Origin of the sequence: Blastococcus sp. TF02-09, assembly GCF_003319105.1 — a bacterium.
In the GTDB taxonomy this organism is placed as follows: domain Bacteria; phylum Actinomycetota; class Actinomycetes; order Mycobacteriales; family Geodermatophilaceae; genus Blastococcus.
The window spans coordinates 92181-116117 of sequence record NZ_QOHH01000001.1; the positions used below are offsets into that span (position 1 = coordinate 92181).

The 23937-nt window shown below is 72.5% G+C and carries 19 protein-coding genes; 15 read left to right on the forward strand and 4 right to left on the reverse strand.

Annotated elements, in window-relative coordinates; all coding sequences use genetic code 11:
- Positions 1 to 7: 7 nt before the first annotated feature.
- The 5 genes from DQ239_RS00465 to DQ239_RS00485 all read left to right on the forward strand — a co-directional run bounded on the left by DQ239_RS00465 (position 8) and on the right by DQ239_RS00485 (position 6042).
- Positions 8 to 1000, forward strand: coding sequence for a Ku protein (locus DQ239_RS00465; protein WP_113832307.1), 993 nt, complete (start codon positions 8 to 10; stop codon positions 998 to 1000).
- A gap of 1 nt (position 1001) precedes the next feature.
- Complete coding sequence (gene ligD, locus DQ239_RS00470) at positions 1002 to 2462, forward strand: non-homologous end-joining DNA ligase (RefSeq protein WP_113832308.1); 1461 nt, start codon at positions 1002 to 1004, stop codon at positions 2460 to 2462.
- Positions 2459 to 3403, forward strand: a complete 945-nt coding sequence (gene ligD, locus DQ239_RS00475; protein ID WP_233488588.1) for a non-homologous end-joining DNA ligase — start codon at positions 2459 to 2461, stop codon at positions 3401 to 3403. The genes ligD (DQ239_RS00470) and ligD (DQ239_RS00475) overlap by 4 nt, the downstream gene beginning before the upstream one ends.
- A 5-nt stretch (positions 3404 to 3408) precedes the next feature.
- Positions 3409 to 4290: a formyltetrahydrofolate deformylase gene (gene purU, locus DQ239_RS00480; protein ID WP_113832309.1), complete on the forward strand. Its 882-nt coding sequence runs from the start codon at positions 3409 to 3411 to the stop codon at positions 4288 to 4290.
- 90 nt (positions 4291 to 4380) lie between these two features.
- Positions 4381 to 6042 carry a catalase gene (locus DQ239_RS00485; protein ID WP_113832310.1) on the forward strand — a complete coding sequence of 554 codons (1662 nt, stop codon included), beginning with the start codon at positions 4381 to 4383 and terminating at the stop codon, positions 6040 to 6042.
- Positions 6043 to 6097: 55 nt separating this feature from the next.
- On the opposite strand, the gene pabB is transcribed toward DQ239_RS00485, so the two are convergent.
- The 3 genes from pabB to DQ239_RS00500 all read right to left on the reverse strand — a co-directional run bounded on the left by pabB (position 6098) and on the right by DQ239_RS00500 (position 10169).
- Entirely contained in the window at positions 6098 to 7897 is a 1800-nt protein-coding gene (gene pabB / locus DQ239_RS00490; protein ID WP_233488589.1) for an aminodeoxychorismate synthase component I, read from the reverse strand.
- Positions 7884 to 8843, reverse strand: a complete 960-nt coding sequence (locus DQ239_RS00495) for a PAC2 family protein (RefSeq protein ID WP_199582424.1) — start codon at positions 8841 to 8843, stop codon at positions 7884 to 7886. The genes pabB and DQ239_RS00495 overlap by 14 nt, the downstream gene beginning before the upstream one ends.
- A gap of 81 nt (positions 8844 to 8924) precedes the next feature.
- Entirely contained in the window at positions 8925 to 10169 is a 1245-nt protein-coding gene (locus DQ239_RS00500; protein WP_233488591.1) for an AI-2E family transporter, read from the reverse strand.
- Positions 10170 to 10342: 173 nt separating this feature from the next.
- On the opposite strand from DQ239_RS00500, the gene DQ239_RS00505 reads away from it, so the two are divergent.
- The 4 genes from DQ239_RS00505 (at position 10343) to DQ239_RS00520 (ending at position 12571) form a co-directional block, all read left to right on the forward strand.
- Positions 10343 to 10810: a PPOX class F420-dependent oxidoreductase gene (locus tag DQ239_RS00505; RefSeq protein WP_113832313.1), complete on the forward strand. Its 468-nt coding sequence runs from the start codon at positions 10343 to 10345 to the stop codon at positions 10808 to 10810.
- A gap of 38 nt (positions 10811 to 10848) precedes the next feature.
- Positions 10849 to 11436: a hypothetical protein gene (locus DQ239_RS00510; protein ID WP_113832314.1), complete on the forward strand. Its 588-nt coding sequence runs from the start codon at positions 10849 to 10851 to the stop codon at positions 11434 to 11436.
- Positions 11433 to 11951, forward strand: a complete 519-nt coding sequence (locus DQ239_RS00515; protein ID WP_113832315.1) for a hypothetical protein — start codon at positions 11433 to 11435, stop codon at positions 11949 to 11951. The genes DQ239_RS00510 and DQ239_RS00515 overlap by 4 nt, the downstream gene beginning before the upstream one ends.
- Before the next feature lie 74 nt (positions 11952 to 12025).
- A complete protein-coding gene (locus DQ239_RS00520) occupies positions 12026 to 12571 on the forward strand; it encodes a hypothetical protein (RefSeq protein ID WP_113832316.1) in 546 nt (181 codons plus the stop codon).
- 76 nt (positions 12572 to 12647) lie between these two features.
- Here DQ239_RS00520 and DQ239_RS00525 read toward each other — a convergent pair whose 3' ends face one another.
- A complete protein-coding gene (locus DQ239_RS00525) occupies positions 12648 to 13961 on the reverse strand; it encodes an acyl-CoA dehydrogenase family protein (RefSeq protein WP_113832317.1) in 1314 nt (437 codons plus the stop codon).
- A 105-nt stretch (positions 13962 to 14066) separates the two neighbouring features.
- Between DQ239_RS00525 and DQ239_RS00530 the strand changes: the two genes are divergently transcribed.
- The 6 genes from DQ239_RS00530 (at position 14067) to DQ239_RS00560 (ending at position 23908) form a co-directional block, all read left to right on the forward strand.
- The gene (locus DQ239_RS00530; protein WP_113832318.1) at positions 14067 to 15338 is read left to right on the forward strand and encodes a PucR family transcriptional regulator; all 1272 of its coding nucleotides are present in this window, start codon (positions 14067 to 14069) and stop codon (positions 15336 to 15338) included.
- Positions 15339 to 15531: 193 nt separating this feature from the next.
- A complete protein-coding gene (locus DQ239_RS00540; RefSeq protein ID WP_158544746.1) occupies positions 15532 to 17208 on the forward strand; it encodes an ABC transporter substrate-binding protein in 1677 nt (558 codons plus the stop codon).
- Positions 17209 to 17461: 253 nt separating this feature from the next.
- Positions 17462 to 19138, forward strand: coding sequence for an ABC transporter substrate-binding protein (locus DQ239_RS00545; protein WP_113832321.1), 1677 nt, complete (start codon positions 17462 to 17464; stop codon positions 19136 to 19138).
- Positions 19139 to 19485: 347 nt separating this feature from the next.
- Entirely contained in the window at positions 19486 to 21024 is a 1539-nt protein-coding gene (locus DQ239_RS00550) for an ABC transporter substrate-binding protein (RefSeq protein WP_158544747.1), read from the forward strand.
- A 304-nt stretch (positions 21025 to 21328) separates the two neighbouring features.
- Positions 21329 to 22942 (forward strand): ABC transporter substrate-binding protein, encoded by a 1614-nt coding sequence (locus DQ239_RS00555; RefSeq protein ID WP_158544748.1) that lies wholly within the window; start codon positions 21329 to 21331, stop codon positions 22940 to 22942.
- A gap of 6 nt (positions 22943 to 22948) precedes the next feature.
- The gene (locus DQ239_RS00560) at positions 22949 to 23908 is read left to right on the forward strand and encodes an ABC transporter permease (RefSeq protein ID WP_113832324.1); all 960 of its coding nucleotides are present in this window, start codon (positions 22949 to 22951) and stop codon (positions 23906 to 23908) included.
- Positions 23909 to 23937: the final 29 nt, after the last annotated feature.

Sequence of the window (23937 nt, forward strand, 5' to 3'; positions counted from 1 at the left end):
GGGCGGCATGCGATCGATCTGGCGCGGAGCCGTGTCCTTCGGGCTGGTCAGCATCGGCGTGAAGCTGTACTCGGCCACCGAGGACAAGGACATCCGCTTCCACCAGGTGCACGCCGCCGACGGCGGGCGGGTCAAGTACAAGCGGGTCTGCTCGATCGACGGCGAGGAGGTCGAGTACAGCGACATCGCCAAGGGCTACGAGCTGCCCGACGGCCAGGTCGTCATCCTCACCGACGAGGACTTCGACGAGCTGCCGCTGACCACCCGCCGCGAGATCGAGGTGCTGGAGTTCGTCGACCAGGACGAGATCGACCCGATCATGTTCGAGAAGTCGTACTACCTGGAGCCCGACGGCCCGGCCGCCCGGCCCTACGTGCTGCTCCGCGACGCCCTCGAGAACGCCGGCCAGGTGGCCATCACCAAGATCGCCATCCGCCAGCGGGAGTCCCTCGCCGTCCTGCGGGTGCGCGACGGCGTCCTCGTCATGCACACGATGCGCTGGCCCGACGAGATCCGCCGTCCCGACTTCGCGTTCCTCGACGAGGACATCGCCGTCCGGCCGCAGGAGCTGACGATGGCCGAGGCGCTGATCGGCTCCATGACCAGCGAGTTCGACCCGGGTCAGTTCACCGACGACTACCGCGAGGCCATGACCGCGCTGCTGGAGGCCAAGCAGAGCGGCGGGGACGTGGCCCAGCCGCCGGAGGTCGCCGACGACGGCGCCGCGGTGGTCGACCTGATGAGCGCGCTGCGCCGCAGCGTCGAGCGCGCCAAGGGTGGCGCAGCAGCTGACGACGACGCCGACGACTCCACGGCGGAGGACGACGCCCCGGCGACCAAGGCCCCCGCCAAGCGCGCCCCGGCGAAGAAGGCGGCCGCGGAGAAGCCCGCCAAGAAGGCTGCTGCCAAGAAGGCCACCGCCACGAAGACCACCGCGGCGAAGAAGACGAGCGCGGGCGCCGACAAGCCCCCGGCCAAGCGCGCCCGCCGCAGCGCCTGACGTGCCGGGCCGGTCGTCCGACCCGCTGGCCGAGTACCGCGCCAAGCGGGACCCGGCCCGCACCGCCGAGCCGGTCCCGCCCGCGGGGCAGCCGCTGCCGGAGGGGAACGACGACACCTTCGTCGTCCAGGAGCACCACACGCCCCGCGGCCGGACGGGGGAGCGGGTGCACTGGGACCTGCGGCTCGAGCGGGACGGCGTCCTGAAGAGCTGGGCGGTGCCCAAGGGGCCGCCGCTGGAGCCGGGCAGCAACCGGCTCGCCGTCCCCACCGAGGACCACCCGCTGGAGTACGCCTCCTTCGCCGGCACGATCGCCGCCGGCGAGTACGGCGGGGGAGCCGTGACGATCTGGGACGCCGGGCGCTACGCGACGGAGAAGTGGGACGAGCGGCACGTCATCGTCACCTTCGACGGCCACCGGCTGACCGGGCGGTACGCCCTGTTCCCCCTCGCCGACGGCAGCTGGAACATCCGCAAGCTCGACGCCACCGCGCCGCCGGAACCGCCGCCCGCCCCGGTGCCCATGCTGGCCACCGCCGGGGCGCTCCCGGCGGTCGACGAGGACGCCCGCTGGGGCTACGAGTTCAAGTGGGACGGCGTGCGCGCCGTGGCCACGGTGCGCGGCGGGGTGCTGTCCCTCTCCTCCCGCAAGGGCACCGACATCACCGTGCGCTACCCGGAGGTGGCCCGGCTGCCGGGTTCGCTCGCCGGGCGCGACGCCGTCGTCGACGGCGAGATCGTGATGATGGACGCCGCCGGCCGCCCCGACTTCGGCGCGCTGCAGAACCGGATGCACCGGACGGGCCCGGAGGTGCCGCGGATGGCGGCCGCCGCACCGGTCACCTACCTGGTCTTCGATCTCCTTGCCCTCGACGGCGAGGACCTGCGGGCGCGGCCCTACGCCGAGCGCCGCGAGCTGCTCGACGAGCTGGCCCCGGCCGGGCACCGCTGGGTGCTGACCCCGTGGTTCCGCGGCGGCGGGGCCGACGTGCGGGCCGCCAGCGAGGAGAACGGCCTCGAGGGCGTCGTCGCCAAGCGGCTCGGGTCCCCCTACCGCGAGGGGGTGCGCAGCCCCGACTGGCGCAAGGTCAAGAACTTCTTCACCCAGGCCGTCGTCGTCGGCGGGTGGCGGCCGGGGCAGGGCCGCCGCGAGGGGACCATCGGCTCGCTGCTGGTCGGGGTGCCGGACGACGAGGGCCGGCTGGTCTACGTGGGGCACGTCGGCACCGGCTTCAGCGACGCCGACCTGCGGCACCTGCAGCGCACCCTCACGCCCCGCGCGTCGACGCCGTTCGAGAACGCGCTGCCGCGGGAGGTCACCCGCGACGCGCGGTGGGTGGAGCCGGACCTGGTCGGTGAGGTGGCCTACGCGGTCTGGACGGCCGACGACCGGTTGCGGCACCCGTCGTGGCGGGGTGTGCGGGAGGACCTGGAGCCCGACGACGTGGTGAGGGAGCCGTGAGTCCGGCGAAGCAGCGGGTGGAGATCGACGGGCGCACGCTGTCGGTGTCCAACCTGGAGAAGGTGCTGTTCCCCGAGGTCGGGTTCACCAAGGCGCAGGTCATCGACTACTACGTGCGCATCGCCCCGGTGCTGCTGCCGCACGTGGCGGGGCGTCCGGTCACCTTCACCCGGTGGCCCGACGGCGTCGAGGGGCAGACGTTCTTCGAGAAGAACAGCGCCCGGCACGCGCCCGGGTGGGTGCGCAGCGTGACCATCCCCAGCCCGGGCAGCTCCCGTGGTCGCGAGACCCTCGACATGGTCGTGCTCGAGTCCGTGGCCGACCTCGCCTGGGCGGCGAACCTCGCCGCGCTGGAGGTGCACGTCCCGCAGTGGCGGGTGGACGACGACGGGGTGCCGCAGCTGCCCGACCTGCTCGTCCTCGACCTCGACCCCGGGCCGGACACCGGCATCTACGAGTGCTGCCTCGTCGCCGAGCGACTGGGGGAGCGGCTGGAGGCCGACGGGCTGGACCCGGTGGTGAAGACCTCGGGCTCCAAGGGCATGCAGGTGTACGCGCCGATCGAGGCCCCCACCGACCGCGAGCACCCGAGCCGCTACGCGAAGGCGCTGGCCCAGGAGCTCTCCGCGGAGACGCCGGACGACGTCGTCTGGCGGATGGAGAAGGTGCTGCGCCCGGGCAAGGTGCTCATCGACTGGAGCCAGAACAACCCGGCCAAGACCACCGTCGCCCCCTACTCGCTGCGCGCCCGGGCCGGCGCGACGGTGTCCACGCCGATCGGCTGGGACGAGGTCGACGCGGTGCGGGACGGCTCGCTGGACCCGGCGGAGTTGCGGTTCACCACCGATCAGGTCCTGGCCCGGGTCGAGGAGTACGGCGACCTGTTCGACGTCGCCGGCGCCACCCGCGCGGCGTTGCCGGAGGTTCGCGAGGGACGATGACGGCCATGTCCGACGCAGGCCCGCCCGACCCCAGCACCACCGACGTCGGGCGGCTGGTGGTGCGCTGCCCGGACCAGCCGGGGATCGTCGCCGTCCTGTCGCGGCTGCTGGCCGACGTCGGCGCGAACATCACCGAGTCCCAGCAGCACTCCTCCGACCCGCTCGGCGGCACGTTCACCCTGCGCCTGGAGTTCGTGCTGCCCGAGCTCGCCGCGCGCCGTCCGCAGCTCGAGGGCGCCCTGGAGCTGCTGGCCCGCCAGTGGGGGATGACCTGGCGGCTGACCGAGGCCGCGCACCGGCCGACCGTCGCCGTCTTCGTCAGCCGGACCGACCACGTGCTGCAGGAGCTGGTCTACCGGGTGCGGGCCGGCGACCTGCGCGCCGAGATCACCGCCGTCGTCTCCAACCACACCGACCTCGAGCCGGTGGCGAAGGCCGCGGGCATCCCGTTCCACCACGTGCCGGTGACGCCGGAGACCAAGGCCGATGCCGAGGCGCAGGCCCTGGAGCTGATCGGCGACGTCGACCTGGTCGTGCTGGCCCGGTACATGCAGATCGTGTCGCCGGGGTTCTGCGCGCGGTTCCCCGAGCGGCTGATCAACATCCACCACAGCTTCCTGCCGGCGTTCGTCGGCGCGAACCCCTACCGGGCCGCGCACGACCGGGGGGTGAAGCTCATCGGGGCCACGGCGCACTACGTGACCCCGGAGCTCGACGCGGGCCCGATCATCGAGCAGGAGGTCGCCCGGGTCGATCACCGCGCCACGGTCGAGGACATGCGCCGGGTGGGCCGCTACGTCGAGCGGCAGGTGCTCGCGCAGGCGGTGACCTGGCACGTCGAGGACCGCGTGATCGTCGAGGGGCCGCGCACCATCGTCTTCGCCTGACCCCGGACGGGGGCGATCCGGGTCACCTTGATTTGACTCGTTCAAAACAATGGTGTGGGGTGGGATGCGAACCCGAGGAGGAGCATCCGCATGACCGACGTCGCATCGCAGGGCCCGGCTCCGAGCGAGTCCGACCGCCCCGTCCTGACCACCCGCCAGGGCCACCCGGTCTACGACAACCAGAACCAGCGGACCGTGGGCGCCCGTGGCCCGGCGACCCTGGAGAACTACCAGTTCCTCGAGAAGCTCAGCCACTTCGACCGTGAGCGCGTCCCCGAGCGCGTCGTGCACGCCCGCGGGATCACCGCGTTCGGCTATTTCGAGGCCGACGGCACCGTCGGCGACGAGCCGATCGCGACGTACACCCGCGCCAAGCTCTTCCAGGAGAAGGGCAAGCGCACCGACGTCGCCGTGCGGTTCTCCACCGTCGCCGGCGGCCGGGACTCCTCGGAGTCGGCCCGCGACCCGCGCGGGTTCGCCGTGAAGTTCTACACCGAGGACGGCAACTGGGACCTCGTCGGCAACAACCTGGGCGTCTTCTTCATCCGCGACGCGATCAAGTTTCCCGACTTCATCCACTCGCAGAAGCCCGACCCGGTCACCTTCGAGGCCAACGTCGCCGAGCGCGCGTTCGACTTCTTCAGCCAGACCCCCGAGGCTCTGCACATGATCTCGCTGGTCTTCAGCCCCCGCGGCACGCCGGCGAACTACCGGCACATGCAGGGCTTCGGCGTGAACACCTACAAGTGGGTCAACGCCCAGGGCGAGACCGTCCTGGTCAAGTACCACTGGTACCCGAAGGAGGGCGTCAAGTCCTGGGGAGCCGCGGACGCCGCGGCCGCGCAGGCGAAGAGCCTGGGCACGCACACCAAGGACCTGCACGACGCCATCGCCGCGGGCGACCACCCGCAGTGGGACCTCTACGTCCAGCTCATGAGCGACGACGAGCACCCCGAGCTCGACTTCGACCCGCTGGACGACACCAAGACCTGGCCGCAGGAGCTCTTCCCGGTCCGCAAGGTCGGCACGATGACGCTGGACCGGATGCCGGTGGACAACTTCACCGAGAACGAGCAGATCGCGTTCGGCACGGGCGTGCTGGTCGACGGGCTGGACTTCTCCGACGACAAGATGCTGGTCGGCCGGACGTTCTCCTACTCCGACACCCAGCGCTACCGGATCGGCCCGAACTACCTGCAGCTGCCGGTGAACCAGCCGAAGGCGAAGGTCGCCACCAACCAGCGCGACGGGCAGATGGCCTACGGCGTGGACCGGGCCGAGGGCACCAACCCGCACGTGAACTACGAGCCGTCGGTCCTCGGTGGGCTGCGCGAGGCGGAGTACCCGACGCACGACGAGCAGGGCCCGGTGATCACCGGCCGGCTCACCCGCGCCCGCATCCCGCGCACCAACGACTACCAGCAGGCCGGGGAGCGCTACCAGCTCTCCGAGCAGTGGGAGAAGGACGAGCTGGTCGCCAACCTCGTCGGTGCCCTCGAGCAGTGCCGCCGCGACATCCAGGAGCGGATGGTGTGGCACTTCTTCATGGCCGACGACGAGTGGGGCCAGCGGGTCGGCGACGCCCTGGGCATCACCGCGGACGACGTCCGGGGGCTGGAGCCGCTGCAGACGCAGACGCTGTCGGAGGAGGAGCTGCAGCGCGCGGCCAACCTCGGCAAGAACGGCCCGCGGGACGTCGCCGGCAGGGACATGACGCACTGCGTGCCGAACGAGCACGTCACCGTCGGCTGACAGCCACGGAGCGGGCGGGCCGCGACCGGGTTACCGGTCGCGGCCCGTCGTGCGTTCAGAGGAGGACGGCGGGGCGCCAGCCGCGCAGCGAGTTGACGACGGCGAGCTCGTCGGCGGTGGCCAGGTCCTGCGGCGTGAGCGGGCGCTCGTGCAGCCGGCCCGCGGCGACCAGCCGGCCGCGCTCCACGCCGGGCAGGCACCCGGAGGTCACCGGCGGCGTCCACCAGCGGCCGCCCGTCCGGACGGCCAGGTTGGCGATCGTCGTCTCGGTCACCTCCCCGCGCGAGGAGGTCAGGACGACGTCGTCGGCGTCGGGCCACCGGGCGGCACGCTCGGTGTAGACGGCCCGCCGGGTGGTCTTGTGCCGGAGCCAGACGTCGTCGGCGTCGACCGGCTCGGGGTCCACGGCCAGTCGTACGGGACCGTCCACCGGGGCCGGTGGCGGTCCGACCTCGACCTCCAGCCGGCCGTCGCGGTGCAGGACCAGTCGCACGCGGGCCGGCGCCGGGTCCCCGGAGACGCGGGCGATCTCGCGGCGGACCTCGTCGAGGTCGAGGGCGAAGCCGGCCCAGTCCGCCGACCCCGCCAGCCGGGCCAGGTGTCCCTCGACGTTCCGCAGAGCGCCCCCGGGCAGTCGGGCCATCGTCTCCAGCAGGGCGAACTCCTCGTACGGCCGGCCGAGGATCTCCGCCTTGGCCAGCAGCTCGGCGTGCTCGGCGTCCGCGTCGGAGGACCAGGTGATGCCGCCGCCGGTGCCGTAGACCGCCGTGCCCGTGGCCCGCTCGACCGTCACCGTCCGGATCGCCACGTTGAACCGGGCGCGGAAGGCCTGGCCCGGGGGAGCGACGACGCCGATTGCCCCGCAGTAGACGCCGCGGGGGCCGTCCTCCAGCTCCCGGATCAGCTGCATCGTGCGGTGCTTGGGCGCGCCGGTCACCGAGCCCGAGGGGAAGAGGGCTCGGAACACGTCGACCAGCCCCACGTCGGGCCGCGGCCGCGCCGTCACGTCCGAGGTGAGCTGCCAGACCGTCTCGTACCGCTCGGCCCGGAACAGCGCGGGCACCTCGACGGTGCCGACCTCGGCGATGCGGCCCAGGTCGTTGCGCAGCAGGTCGACGATCATCAGGTTCTCCGCGCGCTCCTTGTCGCTGGCCAGCAGCGTCCGGCGGATTTCGTCGTCCTCCGCGGTGGTGGCGCCCCGGCGGGCGGTCCCCTTCATCGGCCGGGTGAGCAGGCGGTCGCCGGTCCAGTCGAAGAACAGCTCGGGGCTGGCGCTGGCGACGACGTGGCTGCCGAGGTCGAGGTAGGCCGCCCACGACCCGCGCTGGCCGTACGCCAGGTCGGCGTAGAGCTGCTCCAGGTCCCCGGTGACCGGCGCGTGCATCCGCACGGTCAGGTTCACCTGGTAGGTGTCACCGGCGGCGATCGAGGCGCGGACGGCGGCGACGGCGTCCCGGTGGCCGGCCGCGGTCCACCCGCGTCGCCACGGCCCGGCCGCGTAGTCCCGCCGCCGGCCGGGTGGGGGAGCGATCGGTGGCTCCGTCTGCGCCCGCCCGGCGAGCCCGAAGACCACCAGGGGGAGCGTCTCGCCGGGGGAGCGGTCGGGCACCGCGGCGCCCGGGTCGAGCCCCGCGGCGGCCTCATAGGCCAGGTAGCCGAACGCCCAGGCCCCGGCGGCGGTCGCCCGCTCCACCTCGGCCAGCACGGGGACGACGTCGGCCGGCTCCCGCGCGACCAGGACCCGGTCGGCGTCCGGGAAGGCCAGCGCGGAACCGGTGACCAGGTCGTCGAAGCGGGCCTGCACCCGTCCGGTCAGGCGGGCGTCGTCCGGGGCGGCGGGGTCACTCGCCGCCACGGGGGTGCTTGCGGTCCTGGTCGGCCAGGAACCGCTCGAACTCCGCGCCGATCTCCTCCGCGGTCGGGACCGCGCCCTCCTCGCTGAGCAGGTCGCTGTTCTCCCGCGCACTGGTGAACGCGTCGTACTGCTGCTCGAGGGCGGCGACCACCGCGGTGTTCTCGGCCGACCGGGCGATCTGCTCGTCGACCTCGGTGCGGTGGGCCTCGGCGGCCTCGCGCAGCGACTCGACCGGCACGTGCAGGCCGGTGAGCTGCTCGAGGTGCTCGAGCAGCGTCAGGGAGGCCGCCGGGTAGGTGGCCTGGGCGAGGTAGTGCGGCACGTGCACCGCCACGCCGAGGGCGTCCACGCCGGCCTCGCCGAGCCGGATCTCCAGCAGCGAGGCCACGCTGCCGGGGATCCTCATCTCGCCCCAGTAGATCGGGTAGTGCTCGATGAGCGCCCGGCGGGTGGCGTGCGCGGTGACGGTGACCGGGCGGGTGTGCGGCACGGGCATCGGGATGGCGTGCAGCGCCACCACCGAGGTCACCCCCAGCCGCTCGACCAGCCGGCCGACGGCGGCGACGAAGCGCTCCCACTGGAAGTCCGGCTCGGTGCCGTGCAGCAGCAGGAACGGGGAGCCGCCGTCGTCCTCGACGGCGTAGAGCTGGATCTCCGGCGCGGAGAAGGTCTCGTACCGGTCACCGCTGAAGGTCACCCGCGGGCGGTGCGCCCGGTAGTCCACCAGCGCGTCAGCGTCGAAGCGGGCGATGACCTCGTGCGGGAGGCCGGCCAGCAGGTGCGAGCCGGCCAGCGCGCCGGCGTGCGCCGCGTCGAAGTCCCCGGCGATGTCGTGCACGAGCACCAGCCCGCGGCGGCCCTCGGGCCCACCGGCCGCCTCCTCGCGGGCGAGGAAGCGGTCGGCTGCGGGGAGGAGTTCGACGAGGTCCTCGGGTCGCTGCGTCACTCGGTCATACCTCCGTCGTCGAAACCACTTTCGCTGCAGCCTCCCGGCGCGCCACGGCATTCCCGGTACCACCCGTACCGCTCAACCGGAGGTGGCCGGTCCGGTGGGGACGTCGGCGTCGGGTGGCGCCTGCTCGGAGGTCAGCACGGCCCCGTTCTCGCCGCCCTCGAGCCGGGCGCGCGTGCCGCCGGGATGCACCTCCGGGTTCCGGCCGTCCAGCTCGTCGCGGATGTAGCGGTAGACCACGGCGATGAGCGCGGCCACCGGCACGCCCAGGAAGGCCCCGGTGATGCCGGCCAGGCTGCCGCCCGCGGTGACCGCCAGGATGACCACGCCGGCGTGGAGGTTGAAGCCCCGCCCCTGGATGATCGGCTGCAGCACGTTGCCCTCGAGCTGCTGCACGAGCAGCACGATGCCCAGGATGATCAGCGCGGTCGTGAGGCCCTCGTCGACCAGCGCGATGAGGACGGCGAACGCGCCGGCGACGAAGGCCCCGATGATCGGGATGAACGCGCCGAAGAAGGTCAGCACCGCGAGGGGCAGCACCAGGGGCACGTCGAAGATCCACAGCCCGATGCCGATGAAGAACGCGTCGATGAAGCCGACCAGCGCCTGCTGCCGGATGAACTCCGACAGCGTCGACCACGTCTTGTACGACAGCGCGGCGACGTGGCGGGCGGCCCGCGGCCCGGTCTGCGCCGACAGCCACGGCACCCACCGGGTGCCGTCCTTGAGGAAGAAGAAGCACAGCAGCAGCGCCAGCAGCAGGTTGATCAGCCCGTTGCCGACCGCCGAGGCGCCCGACACCACGTAGCTGGCGATGTTCTGCGCGTTGCCCTGGATGTTGTTGATGACCGAGTCGACGGCGTCGCCGATCTGCTGCTCGTCGATGTTGAACGGGGGGCCCTGCAACCGCTCCTGGACGTCCTGGAGACCGCCGGAGGCCTGGTCCCCGAGCTCGACGACCTGGTCGGCGACCGACGGTGCGATGGCCGCGATGAGCCCGCCGAACGCGCCGAGGAAGACGACGACCACCACGCTGGCCGCCAGGGCCGGCGGCCAGCCATGCCGGCGCAGGAACCGCGTGGGCGGCCAGAGCACCGTGGCGATCAGGAGCCCCAGGACGATCGGGAGCAGGATCACCCACAGCTTGCCCAGCACGTAGCCGAGGACGACGACCGCGGCGGTGATGAGCAGGAACTGGGCCGAGGCGGTGGCCAGGACCCGGGAGGCGGCCTGCATCCGGGCGCCCCGGCCCTCGTCCGGGGCGGGCGCCTCGGTGCGGGGTCCGCCGGTCACGCCGTCGGTCACCGGTGCGGCGGTCACGCCGGTGGGGTGGGGCGCCGGGGGGTGGGGCGCCTCGGCCGTGCGGGCGGCGTCGTCCCGGCGAGGGAGCTTCAGACCTGGCACACGGAGCCTCATGGGGAAAATCAGAGCACACCCGCGGCGGACCGACCGGTCGGACGGCGATCGTCACACCCCCGTCGTAGCGTCGGGCCATGCCGAAGACCGCCACCGTCGACCGCGTCGACCGCGATGCCCTGCTGGAGTTCCTCCGACCGCGCCACAAGGCGGTGCTGGTCACCCGCCGGCGCGAGGCCGGCGTCCAGCTCTCGCCGGTCACCTGCGGGGTCGACGGCGAGGGGCGGATCGTCATCTCCACCTATCCCCAGCGCGCCAAGGTCACCAACGCCCGTCGCACGTCGGCGGTGTCGCTGTGCGTGCTGTCCGACGACTTCGACGGGCCCTGGGTCCAGGTGGACGGCGAGGCGGAGGTGCTCGACCTGCCCGAGGCGCTCGAGCCGCTGGTCGAGTACTACCGCGCGATCAGCGGGGAGCACCCGGACTGGGACGAGTACCGCGCGGCGATGCAGCGTCAGGGGAAGTCGCTGCTGCGGATCACCGTCACCGGATGGGGTCCGATCGCGACGGGCGGTTTCCCGCCGGACATCGTCGACAAGCTCTAAGGCTTGCATCCAGCGATGAAAGCTGTCAGGCTTGCCCGGTGCCGTTCGTGCTGACCGTCGACCAGCGTGCCAGCCGGCGTTCCCCGGACCGGGTCGCCGACGTGCTGCGCCGCCTCGAGGCAGCGGTGCCCGCCGTGCTGTCCTTCGAGCGGACGGCGGGTGACGAGTTCCAGGGTGTCCTCGACGACCCGGGCGTCGTCGTGGACGTCGTGGTCCAGCTGCTGCGCGAGGGCACCTGGAGCGTGGGGGTCGGTGCCGGGCCGGTGCAGACGCCGCTCCCGGCGAGCACGCGCGCCGCGGCCGGTCCGGCGTTCCTCAGCGCCCGCCGGGCGGTGGAGGCGGCCAAGCAGCGTCCCGGGCACGTGGCGGTCCGCGGCGCGCACGCCGCGGACGCCGAGGACGCGCAGGCGGTGCTGAGCGCACTGGCCGCCGTCGTCGAACGGCGCAGCCCCCAGGCGTGGGAGGCGATCGGTCTCGTCGCGGACGGTCGCACCCAGGCCGAGGCGGCGGCGTCGCTGGGCATCTCCCGCCAGGCGGTCGGCCAGCGCCTGGCGGCCGGGCTGTGGGACCTGGAGCGCGAACTGCGACCGACCGCGGCGCGCCTGCTGGCCCGGGCGGTGGGATGAACGTCCTCGCTCTGGTGCTGCTGGGTCTCACCGGCGCTGCCGGGCTGGCGTTCGCGCTGGCGGGCCGCGGTGCCCCGCAGGGGCGGGCGGCCGCCATGGCCGTCCTCCTCGCGGCCGCGGCGGCCAGCGCCTGGGCCGGCGGGGACGCCACCGACACCGAGCTGGGGCTGGCCACCGTGCTGGCCGTGCTCGCCTCCGTGGCCGGCGGCGGCCCGGTGGCCATCGGCGTCCTGCACGCGGCCGACCCGGCGGCGGTCGGGGTCGGGGGCGGCGCCCAGGACCCGGACATCCTGCGCGGCGGAGCCTGGATCGGCGTGCTGGAACGGGCCGCGCTCACCGGCACGCTGCTGGCCGGCTGGCCCGAGGGGCTGGCCGTCGTCCTCGCCGTGAAGGGCCTGGGCCGGTTCGCCGAGCTGCGCTCCCCGGCGGCCGCCGAACGGTTCATCGTCGGCACCCTGGCCAGTGCGCTCTGGGCGGCCGCCTGCGCCGGCCTGGTGCTGCTCCTGCGCGGCTGACCGGCGGCTCCCGCGAGCGGCCTCGCGGTCCGGCGACGACAATGCTTCCGAGCCCGTCGTCGTCAGGAGGCACCGTGACCGAGTCGTCCACCGGTGGATCGCTGCGCAACCCCGAATTGCTCGGCGTCTACTGCAACGACCACCTCGCCGCCGCCACCGGCGGCATCGAGCTGGTCAGCCGGATGCTCGGCCGCTGGCGGGGCACGCCGTACGAGCCGCACCTGGAGAAGCTGCTCGACGAGCTGCGCGAGGAGCGCAGCGGCCTGCGCGCCACCATGTCCTCGCTGGGACTGCCGGTCCGGCAGTACAAGCAGCTCGCCACCTGGGTGGGGGAGAAGCTGACCCGCGCCAAGCTCAACGGCCGGCTGGTGTCCCGCTCCCCGCTGAGCGACGTCATCGAGTTCGAGTTCATCGCGACCGCCGTGCTCGCCAAGCGGGCCGGCTTCGAGACGCTGCGTGCCCTCGGCGAGGTCGACCGGCGCATCGACGTCGCGCTGTTCGAGCGGCTCATCGACCAGGCCGACGACCAGCACACCTGGCTCGCCGAGGCCCGTCGCGAGGTCGCCGCCGACGTGTTCGGCGGCCGCCCCGAGGCCGCCAGCGACGCCGCGGACACCTGAGCGGACCCGGACGCAGGAGACCCGTGGCCCGGCCCTCGCGGGCCGGACCACGGGTCTCCGTGCTCGTGCGCGGTGCCTACTGCGCCTGGGTGCCGGTGCGCAGCGAGCGGAACGGGACATCCTTGGACGCGTCGGGCTCGCGGGGGAGGCCGAGCACCCGCTCCCCGATGATGTTGTGCTGGACCTCGTCGGACCCGCCGTAGATCGAGGGCGCGGGCGCGCCCAGGAACTGGAGGGCCAGCGCGCCGTTCAGCGGGCCGTCCTCGCCGGCGAGCATCCCCGCGGGCCCGGCGATCTCCATGCCGACGTCGCGGGACAGGCGGGTGATGCGCGAGACCATCAGCTTGCCCAGCGACGCCTCCGGGCCGGGGCGGCCACCGGCCTCGACCGCGGCCCGCGCCCGCAGCGTGTTCCAGCGGTTGACCGAGGTCAGCGCGTGCACCCGGGCGATGCCCTGGCGCACGGAGGGGTCCTGGTCGCGGCCCATGCTCTTCGCCAGCTTGGCCAGGGCCTCGCCGTTGCGCACCATCATCATGGCGGGCACGCGCCCGCCGGACGCCTGGCGCTTCTGGTTGTCGATGAACTCGCCGACCGACTGCTCGAGCAGCTGCGCCGAGCGACGACCGCCGGGCGCGGACAGCGGGAACCCGAGCGATCCGCCGCCACCCAGGCCGACGCGCTCGTTGGCCAGCGTGGTCCGGGCGACGTTCCAGCCGTTGTTCAGGCCACCGATGATGTTGTCGGCGCTGACGCGGGCGTCGGTCAGGAAGACCTCGGCGAAGTGCGCCTCGCCGGTGATCTGCCGCAGCGGACGCACCTCGATGCCCGGCTGGTTCATCTCGATGGCGAAGTAGGTGATGCCGGCGTGCTTGACCGCGTCCGGGTCGGTGCGCGCGATCAGCATGCCGACGTCGGAACCCATGGCGCCCGACGTCCACACCTTCTGGCCGTTGACGACGTACTCGTCACCGTCGAGCTCGGCCTTCGTCTGCAGGGAGGCGAGGTCGGAGCCGGCGCCGGGCTCGCTGAACAGCTGGCACCAGGCGTCCTCGCCGACGAGGATCCGCCGGATGTAGGCCGTGCGCTGCTCGTCGGTGCCGTGGGAGATGATCGTCGGCGCGGCGAGCATGCGGGACAGCCCGGGCGGCGGCCCGACGGCGCCGATCTTCTTGAACTCGTCGTAGGCCTCGGCGGCCAGGTCGTTGGTCAGACCCTTGCCGTACCACTGCGCAGGCCACTGCGGAACCGCCCAGCCGGAGTCGGCCAGCCGGCCCAGCCAGTCCTTGAGCGACAGCGACGTGTCCCAGTGCTCGTCGATGAACGCCCTGACGGCGCTGCGGACCTGGCTCGGGGTGTCCAGTTGTTCGGCCGTGGCGGACTCGGTGGCCATACGCACTCCTTCGGGCGCTCGGATGGACCCGAACCTAGTGCTCCTCTGGAAAAGTGCAAGGCTCTAACTAATGGGCTGTTCGCCCGACGCATCCCCGGAGGCGCAGTGCCCGAGCGGAACGAGGCCGACCGGTCGCGACCCTGCGCTCCCGGCCGTGCCGGTGACGCGGCGTCGCCGCCGGTGCTGGCCGCCCTTGCCGGGGAGCTCCTCGACGCGGACCTCGCCGCGCTGGCCGGCGCGGTCGCCCAGCAGCTCCGGAGCGAGGAGCCGGCCTACCGGCGCCTCGGGGACGGCGAGCTGACCACCGACGTCGCTGCCCACCTCGCCGCGATGCTGGTCCGGCTCTCCGACGAGCGGTCCGGGGGCCCGGCCGGTGACGCGGGGTGCGCCGCGGTCGGCCGGCGCCGGGCCGAGCAGCACGTCCCGCTGCCGGTGGCGCTCCGCGGCCTGCGCGCGGCGGCCGCCGTCCTGTGGCGGGAGCTGGCCGCGCGCGCGGCGGTCCGGGCGCCCGCGGAGACGGCCGCCTTCCTGGCTCAGGCGGGGTCGCTCTGGACGGTGCTCGACGAGCAGTCCCGCGCGCTGGCGACCGGGTACGACGAGGGGCTGACCGCGCTGACCGAGGCCGACCGCGAACGCCGGCGGCTCCTGCTCGACGCGCTCGTCGACGGCCGGCTGGGGGAGTGGTCGCGCCTCGGCGGCAGCCTGACGCGGCTGGGCCTGCCCGAGGAGGGGCCCTACGTCGCGGTCTCCGCCGAGCGGGACGCCGCCGGCGCCCCCGCGCTGGCCGGCGTGGAGGACTTCCTGGCCGGCCACGGCGTCCGCTCCGCCTGGCGGAGCACCGTGGACGGCACCGTCGGCGTCGTGGCGATCGGGGAGTGGCGGACCGTCACCTCCATCCGCGAGCTGCTGGGCACCATGGCGACGGGGCGGGTCGGGCTCAGCCGCTCCTACACCGACGCGCTGCAGACCTCGGTCGCCGTGGCCCGGGCGGTGGTGGCCCGCCGCTGCCTGCCGGCCGGCGCCGTGGGGGTGACCTCGATCGACGACGACCCGGTGGCGGCGCTGCTGGCCTCGTCGGTCGAGACCTCGACCGAGGTGTCCCGTCTCCTGCTGGGGGCGGTGATGGAGCTGCCCGAGGCCGAGCAGCAGACGCTGCTGGCCACGCTCGCCACCTGGCTGGCCACGAACGGCAACTCCACCGAGACCGGCCGGCTGCTGTTCTGCCACCGCAACACCGTGCGCAACCGGCTCGCCCGGCTGGAGCAGCTCAGCGGCCAGTCGCTGGAGGACCCGCGCAGCGTGGCGCGGCTGTTCGTGGCGGTCGAGGCCCTCCGGCTGCTGGACCCCTCGGTGCTGGGCAACGCCGGCAGCGCCTGACCGGAGGGCCCGCCACCGGCGGCCGTTGTGCGGTTCGCATAGCCGGGGACCCCGTGACAGCGACATCACGTCTAGTGACTCCGGTCACTGTGAGGGAGGACACTTTCCGGCAGCGCGGAGAGCGCGCACAGCCGGGGGAGCAGCCGCTCGCACGCCTGGTCTCCCCGCTGACGAGCGACGTCGAGGGGTGGACATGCGCAGTTCTTCGCAACCCGGGAGCCGGTGGCTCCGGCCGGGCCGCGCCGTGGTCTCCGCGGGCATCGTGGGCCTGCTGATGGCGACGGCGGCCTGCGGTTCCGACGGCGGGGGTGGCGACGGCGAGGAAGGTGCCGTCGTCGACGTCTCGGAGACCGGCGACCCGGTCGACGGTGGGGAGATCGTCGTCGGGCTGGAGGCCGAGACGAACAGCTGGCTGCCCGGCACGGCGAACTTCGGCAACCCCGGCTACAACGTGGCCTACGCAATCTACGACCCGCTGATGAAGCGGACGCCCGAGGGTGAGCCGCAGCCCTACCTCGCGGAGTCGATGGAGCCGAACGCGGAGCTCACCGTGTGGACGCTCACGCTGCGTCCCGACGTGGTGTTCCACGACGGCACCCCGCTCAACGCCCAGGCCCTGAAGACGATCTGGGACACCTACCTGGTCGCCCCGGGCTCGAACCTCGCGGCCAACCTGGCCGAGGTGCAGTCGCTCGACGTCGTCGACGATCTCACCGTCACCTACACGCTGAAGGCGCCCAACGCGGCGTTCCCCGACCTGCTCACCGACCCGGCCGGCTGGCCCTTCTCGCCGACCGCCGCGGCCGCCGCCGGTCCCGACGCCGGCTCCAGCCCGGTCGGCACCGGTCCCTTCCGGTTCGTCAGCTGGCAGCGGGACAGCCAGCTGGTCGTGGAGAAGAACGAGGACTACTGGCAGGAGGGGCTGCCGCACCTGGACCGGATCACGTTCCGCCCGATCCCCGACGAGGACACCCGCGTGTCCAGCCTCCAGAGCGGCGACATCGACGCGATGCAGTCGCTGCGGCAGAGCACCGTCGCCCGTGCGCGGGAGATCGACGGGGTCGACAACTACGAGTTCCTCGGCAACAACAGCGGCGGGTCGAACTTCAACACCAGCCGGCCTCCGTTCGACGACGTCCGGGTGCGCCGGGCCCTGGCCCTCGCCCTGGACCAGGAGGCGCTCATCGAGGTGCTGGGCGGCACCGGGCTCACCCCGCCGTCGACCCAGTTCTTCGGGCCCGAGGACCCCTTCTACTCGGAGGAGGCGGCCGAGGCCTGGCCGACGAACCGGCCCGACGAGGCGCAGGAGCTCTACGACGAGTACGTCAACGACCCGGCGCGCAGTGACGGCAAGGCGGTCGGGGACCCGGTGAGCTTCACCTACACCTGCCCGCCCGACCCGAGCCTGAACGAGCTGTCCCAGCTCTACCAGTCCTTCTGGAACGGGCTCGGCATGGACGTCCAGCTGGAGCAGGTGGAGCAGGCGGCCTACACCCAGCAGGCCATCGCCCGCGACTACGACGCCGGCTGCACGCGGCACGGTGCCGCGCGGGACCCGTACTACGTCTTCCAGCGCGCCTTCACGCCCGGTCCGATCAACGTGACCGAGTTCTCCGACCCGCGGATCGACGAGGCCCTGGCCACGATGCGCGGCTCGGCCGACGTCGAGGAGCGCAAGGCGGCGGCCGAGCAGATCAGCCTCGTGCTCGCCGAGGAGGTGCCGGTCACCTTCACCGGCGGCACGCTCACGGTGGTCGCGGTACGCGACGTCGTGAAGAACGTCGACGGCTGGGTCTTCCCGGACGGCAGCGAGGGCAACGGGACACCCGACGGCACCGCGATGTGGGGCCACGTCTGGACGACCGAGTAGCACGTCCCGCACTCCACGGCGGCTCGGGCGGATCCTCGCCCGGGCCGCCGTGCTGCGTGGCGGCTAGCACACCGACCCCCCTGTGCGGGGCGCCGGGTCTCACCGTCGGTGACGGTGGCGGCCCGCCCAATGACTCTCCGCAGGCCCCCGGGGACACTTCGACCGGGCGCCTCCGTGCGCCCGCGCCCTGGCGTGCCCTCTCCCAGGCCCGGCGTCGGGGCGTCACGAGCAACAGGTCGAGGGGTACAGACACATGCAACAGCACAGGCGCCCGATGCGGGGCCCGTGGAAGCGCGCGCTCGTCTCGGTGGGGATCGTGGGTCTCCTGCTGGGCACCGCAGCCTGCGGTGGCGGCGACTCGGACGGCAACGGCGACGTCGAGGCCGGCGCGGTCAGCGACGTCGGCGAGGCCGGCGACCCGGTCGAGGGCGGCGAGATCACCGTCGGCCTGGAGGCCGAGACGAACAGCTGGCTGCCCAGCGAGGGCACCTTCAACCAGCCGGGGACGAACGTCGCCTACGCGATCTACGACCCGCTGATGCACCGCACCGCGGAGGGGTCGGTCGAGCCCTACCTCGCCGAGTCGATGGAGCCCAACGCGGAGCTCACCGAGTGGACGCTGACGCTGCGGCCCGGCGTGCAGTTCCACGACGGCACCCCGCTGAACGCGCAGGCGCTCAAGACCATCTTCGACGAGTACCTCACCGCGCCGGCGTCGCGGCTGGCCGCGAGCCTGGAGCAGGTCACCTCGCTGGACGTCGTCGACGACCTGACCGTGGTCTACCGCCTCTCCGGCCCCAACGCGGCGTTCCCGGACGAACTGGTCACCGCGGCGGGCTGGCCCTTCTCGCCGACCGCGGCCGCGGCCGCCGGTGAGGACGCCGGCGCGAGCCCGGTGGGCACCGGTCCCTTCAAGTTCGTGAGCTGGCAGCGCGACAGCAACCTCGTGGTGGAGAAGAACGAGAACTACTGGCAGGAGGGGCTGCCCCACCTGGACACGATCACGTTCCGTCCGATCCCCGACGAGGACACCCGCCTGTCCAGCCTGCAGAGCAACGACATCGACGTCATGCAGTCGCTGCGGCAGGGCACCGTCGTGCGCGCCCGCGAGCTCGACGGCGTCAGCAACTACGAGCACCTGGGCAGCAACTCCGGCGGCATGACGATGAACACGAGCAAGCCGCCGTTCGACGACGTCCGGGTGCGCCGGGCCATGGCGCACGCCATGGACCAGGAGGGCCTGATCGAGGTGCTCGGCGGTGCCGGCGTCACCCCGCCGCAGACGCAGTTCTTCAGCTCCGACAGCCCGTACTACTCGGAGGCGCTCGAGGAGAGCTACCCCAAGTACGACGTGGAGAAGGCGCAGGAGCTCTACGACGAGTACGTCAACGACCCGGAGCGTTCCGACGGCAAGGCCGTCGGCGAGCCGATCTCGTTCACGTTCCAGTGCCCGCCGGACCCGAGCCTCAACGAGCTCTCGCAGCTCTACCAGGCCTTCTTCACCGCGCTGGGCGCCGAGGTCGAGCTCCAGCAGACCGAGCAGGCCGCCTGGATCCAGGACATGCTGGCGCGGGACTACGAGGCCGGCTGCACCCGTGTCGGTGCCGACCGCGACCCGTACATCGTCTTCAGCCAGGCCTTCCAGGAGAACCCGCTGAACATGACGGCGTTCCAGAGCCCGGCGATCGACGAGCAGCTGGAGGTCCTCAGGACGACGACCGACATCGAGGAGCGGAAGGCGGCGGTCGAGGCCATCGGCGAGGTCCTCAACGAGAACGTGCCCAACACGTTCACCGGGGGCACGCTGACCGTCATGGCCACGCGGGACGCGGTGAAGAACCTGGACGGCTGGGTCTTCCCCGACGGCACCGAGGGCAACGGCGCCGCCAGCGCGCAGGTCATGTGGGGTCACGTGTGGGTGACCGACTGAGCTGAGGCGGAACCACGGCGGCCCGGGCGAGCACGATGCCCGGGCCGTCGTGCGTCGTCCGGCCGGTGCGCGCCGCGCCGGCACGTGGGCTCCCGGCGGCAGGGGTGACGCAGCCCACTGCGTGGTCCACAATCCGACGGCGCGCAGAGGCGCGCGTGTGCCGACGGCCGGTGGCCGGCCGGTCGGCTCGCACCTTCGGACGGGGAGAACAACGCATGCGAGGACATCGGCGCCCGGGCAGAGGTCCCTGGGCGAGGGCCGTCACCGCTGTCGGGCTGGTGGGTGTCCTGCTGGGCGGGGCTGCCTGCGGCGGCAGCGACGAGGGCGGGAACGCCCAGGCGGGAGCCGTGACCGACACCTCGGAGACCGGGGACCCCGTCGACGGCGGGGAGATCACCGTCGGCCTGGAGGCGGAGACGAACAGCTGGCTGCCCGGGTCGGGGGTCTTCAACCAGCCGGGGGTCAACGTCGCCTACGCGATCTACGACCCGCTCGTGCACCGCACGGAGGACGGTGCGCTCGAGCCCTACCTCGCCGAGTCGCTGGAGCCCAACGCGGAGCTCACCGAGTGGACGCTGACGCTGCGTCCGGGCGTCCGGTTCCACGACGGGACGCCGCTGGACGCCCAGGCGCTGAAGACCATCTTCGACGACTACCTCAAGGCGCCGGGAGCGAACACCGCGGCATCGCTGGCCGAGGTCACCTCGCTCGACGTCGTCGACGACCTCACCGTCGTCTACCGGCTCTCGCAGGCCAACTCCGCCTTCCCCGAGCTCCTGGTGTCCCCGCCCGGGTGGCCGTTCTCCCCGACGGCCGCGGCCGCTGCCGGTGAGGACGCCGGCGCCAGCCCGGTCGGCACCGGCCCCTTCCGGTTCGTGAGCTGGCAGCGGGACAGTCAGCTGGTGGTCGAGAAGAACGAGGACTACTGGCAGGAGGGGCTGCCGCACCTGGACCGGATCACCTTCCGCCCGATGCCCGACGAGGACACCCGGCTGGCCAGCCTGCAGAGCGGTGACATCGACGTGATGCAGTCGCTGCGGCAGAGCACCGTGATCCGCGCCCGCGATCTCGACGGCGTCGACAACTACGAGCACCTCGGCAGCAACTCCGGCGGCGGGACGGTCAACACCAGCAAGCCGCCGTTCGACGACGTCCGGGTCCGCCAGGCCCTGGCGTACGCCCTCGACCAGGAGGCGATCATCGGGGTCCTCGGGGGAGCCGGCGTCACGCCGCCGACGACCCAGTTCTACAGCGAGGACAGCCCGTACTACTCCGAGGAGGTCGCCGACGCCTACCCGTCCTACGACCCGGAGAAGGCGCAGGAGCTCTACGACGAGTACGTCAACGACCCGGACCGCTCCGACGGCCTGCCGGTGGGCACGGATCTCTCCTTCACGTACAGCTGCCCCCCGGACCCGACGCTGAACGAGGTCGCCCAGCTGGTGCAGTCGTTGTACGCGGCGCTGGGCGCGCAGGTCGAGCTCGAGCAGGTGGAGCAGGCGGCCTGGATCCAGAAGATGCTCACCCGCGACTACGACACCGGGTGCACCCGCGTCGGCGCCGACCGCGACCCGTACCTGGTCTTCGACGCGGCCTTCACCGACGGCCCGCTGAACATGACGGCGTTCCAGAGCCCCGAGATCGACGCGCAGCTGGACGTCCTGCGGACCACCACCGACATCGAGGAGCGCAAGGCGGCGGTCGAGGCCATCGGCCTGGTCATCAACGAGAACGTCCCGAACACGTTCGCGGGCGGGACGCTCACGGTGATGGCGGCCGAGGACGTGGTGAAGAACCTCGACGGCTGGGTCTTCCCGGACGGGACGAAGGGCAACGGAGCCGAGAGCGCCCAGGTCATGTGGGGCCACGTCTGGACGGTCGAGTAGCGGGTCCCGGGCGGTGCGGTGTCCCGGCCGGGGACGCCGCACCGCCCGGCCCCTCCGAGGGGTCGCGACGACGTTGTGCGCACCGCATAGTCCGGCGCCCGGGGTAAGTGGCGAGGCGCCTAGTGACGCAGCCCACTCCCGTAGGACAGACTCCCAGCACGCGCTGTGGGCGCTCGCACATCGACGCGCCTTCGCCGGCCTCGTCGCTGTGCCGGAACAGAACTGGTCAAGGAGCACATACATGCGAGGACATCGGCGTCCGGTGCGGGTCTCGGGGAAGCGGGTTCTCGCTTCCGTGGGTCTCGTGGGTCTCCTCCTGGGGAGCGCCGCCTGTGGTGGCGGCGACGGGGACGACAACGGCCCGGCCCAGGAGGGCACCGTCGAGGACGTCTCCGAGCAGGGCGACCCCGTCGAGGGCGGCGAGATCACGGTCGGTCTGGAGGCCGAGACCAACAGCTGGCTGCCCGGCGAGGGCAGCTTCAGCAACTCGGGCACGACGGTCGCCTATGCCATCTACGACCCGCTGATCAAGCGGACGGCGGAGGGCGACTTCCGGCCCTACCTCGCGGAGTCGATGGAGCCGAACGCGGACCTGACCGTGTGGACGCTCAAGCTCCGCCCGAACGTGCAGTTCCACGACGGCACCCCGCTCAACGCGCAGGCGCTCAAGACGATCTTCGACGAGTACCTCACCGCGCCGACGTCCAACGTGAAGAACACGCTGGCCGACGTCACCGCGCTCAACGTCGTGGACGACCTCACCGTCGAGTACGTCCTCGCCCAGACCAACGCCGCCTTCCCCTCGGTCCTCACCGGTTCCCCGGGCTGGCCGTTCTCCCCGACCGCCGCGGCGGCCGCCGGTGAGGACGCCGGCGCCAACCCGGTCGGCACGGGACCGTTCCAGTTCGTCTCCTGGCAGCGCGACAGCGCCTTCGTGGTCGAGAAGAACGACAACTACTGGCAGGAGGGGCTGCCCCACCTCGACGGCATCACCTTCCGGCCGATCCCCGACGAGGACACCCGCGTCTCCAGCCTGCAGAGCGGCGACATCGACGCCATGCAGACGCTGCGGCAGAGCACCGTCCAGCGCGCCCGCGACCTCGACGGCGTGGACAACTACGAGTACCTGGGCAACAACGCCGGTGGGTCGATCATCAACTCGTCCATCGCGCCGTTCGACGACCTGCGGGTGCGGCAGGCCCTGGCTTACGCCATCGATCAGCCGGCGCTCATCGACGTCATCGGCGGTACCGGGCTGACCCCCGCCGCCACCCAGTACTTCAGCCCGGACAGCCCCTTCTACTCGGAGAAGGCCGCCGAGGCCTTCCCGACGTACGACATGGAGCAGGCCCAGGAGCTGTACGACGACTACATCAACGACCCGCAGCGCTCCGACGGCGAGCCGGTCGGGACCGACCTCGCGTTCACCTACCGCTGCCCGCCCGACCCGACCCTCAACGAGCTCTCCCAGCTCTACCAGAACTTCTGGAGCCAGCTGGGCATGGACGTCTCGCTGGAGACCGTCGAGCAGGCCGCGCACGTGCAGAACGGCATCTCCAAGGACTACGAGGTGCAGTGCTGGCGGGTCGGCGACGAGCAGGACCCCTACGTCACGCTGAAGAACGCGTTCACCGAGGGCCCGCTCAACTTCACCGGCTACACCAGCCCGGAGATCGCCGACGGGCTGGAGACGCTGCGCACCACGACCGACCTGGCCGAGCGCCAGGAGGCGGTCGCGCAGATCAGCCTGGACATCTCGGAGAACGTGCCGAACCTGTTCACCGGCTACACCCTCACCGACATCGCGGTGCGGGACGTGGTGAAGAACGTCGACGGCTGGACGTTCCCCGACGGCACCGAGGGTGACGGGGTCCCTGGCGCGCAGGCCATGTGGGGCTTCGTCTGGACGACGGAGTAACCGCCCATGTATGTCCTCCGCAGGCTCCCGTCGCTGCTCGCGACCCTGTTCGCGGTGTCGCTGCTGACGTTCCTGATGACCAGCCTGCTGCCCGGTGACCCGGCGCTGCAGATCCTGGGAGCGGAGAACGCCACCCCGGAGGCGATCGCGGAAGTCCGAGCCGAACTCGGCCTGGACGACCCGCTGCCGGTGCGCTACCTGGCGTGGATCGGTGACGCGCTGACCGGCGACTTCGGTCGCTCCTACCGGACGAGCGAGCCGGTCGCCGAGGCGATCATCGACCGGCTGCCGGTCACCGCCGAGGTCGGGATCCTCGCGATCATCATCGCGCTGCTGGTCGCGATCCCGGTCGGGATGCTGTCGGCCTACCGGGCCGGCACGCGGACCGACAAGATCATCAGCAGCACGAGCTTCGGCCTCCTCGCGGTGCCGAACTTCATGGTGGCGATCTTCCTGATCCTGATCTTCTCCGTGACGCTCGGGATCCTGCCCGCGACGGGCTGGGTGAACTTCACCGACGACCCGGTGCAGAACCTGAGGTCGGCGTTGCTGCCGGCGCTGTCCCTGGCGATCGCGGAGATGGCGGTCTACACCCGGCTGCTCCGCACGGACATGATCGCGACGCTCCAGCAGGACTTCGTGACCATGGCCCGGGTCAAGGGCGTCTCCAACCGGCGGATCCTCTTCCGGCACGCCCTGCGTCCGTCGTCGTTCTCGCTCATGACGGTCGCGGGCGTGCAGGTCGGGGCGATCATCGGCGGCTCGGTGGTCATCGAGACGCTGTTCGCCCTGCCGGGCGTGGGCCGGCTGCTGCTGGACTCGGTCGTCCAGCGCGATCTGCTCATGGTCCAGGGCGTCGCTCTGGTGATCGCCGTCAGCTACGTCGTCGTGAACTTCACCGTCGACATCCTGTACTCGTATCTCGACCCGAGGATCTCGCATGGACGCTCTGCGGCACGAGTCTGATTCCCCGCCCGCCGTGCACGGATCAACCG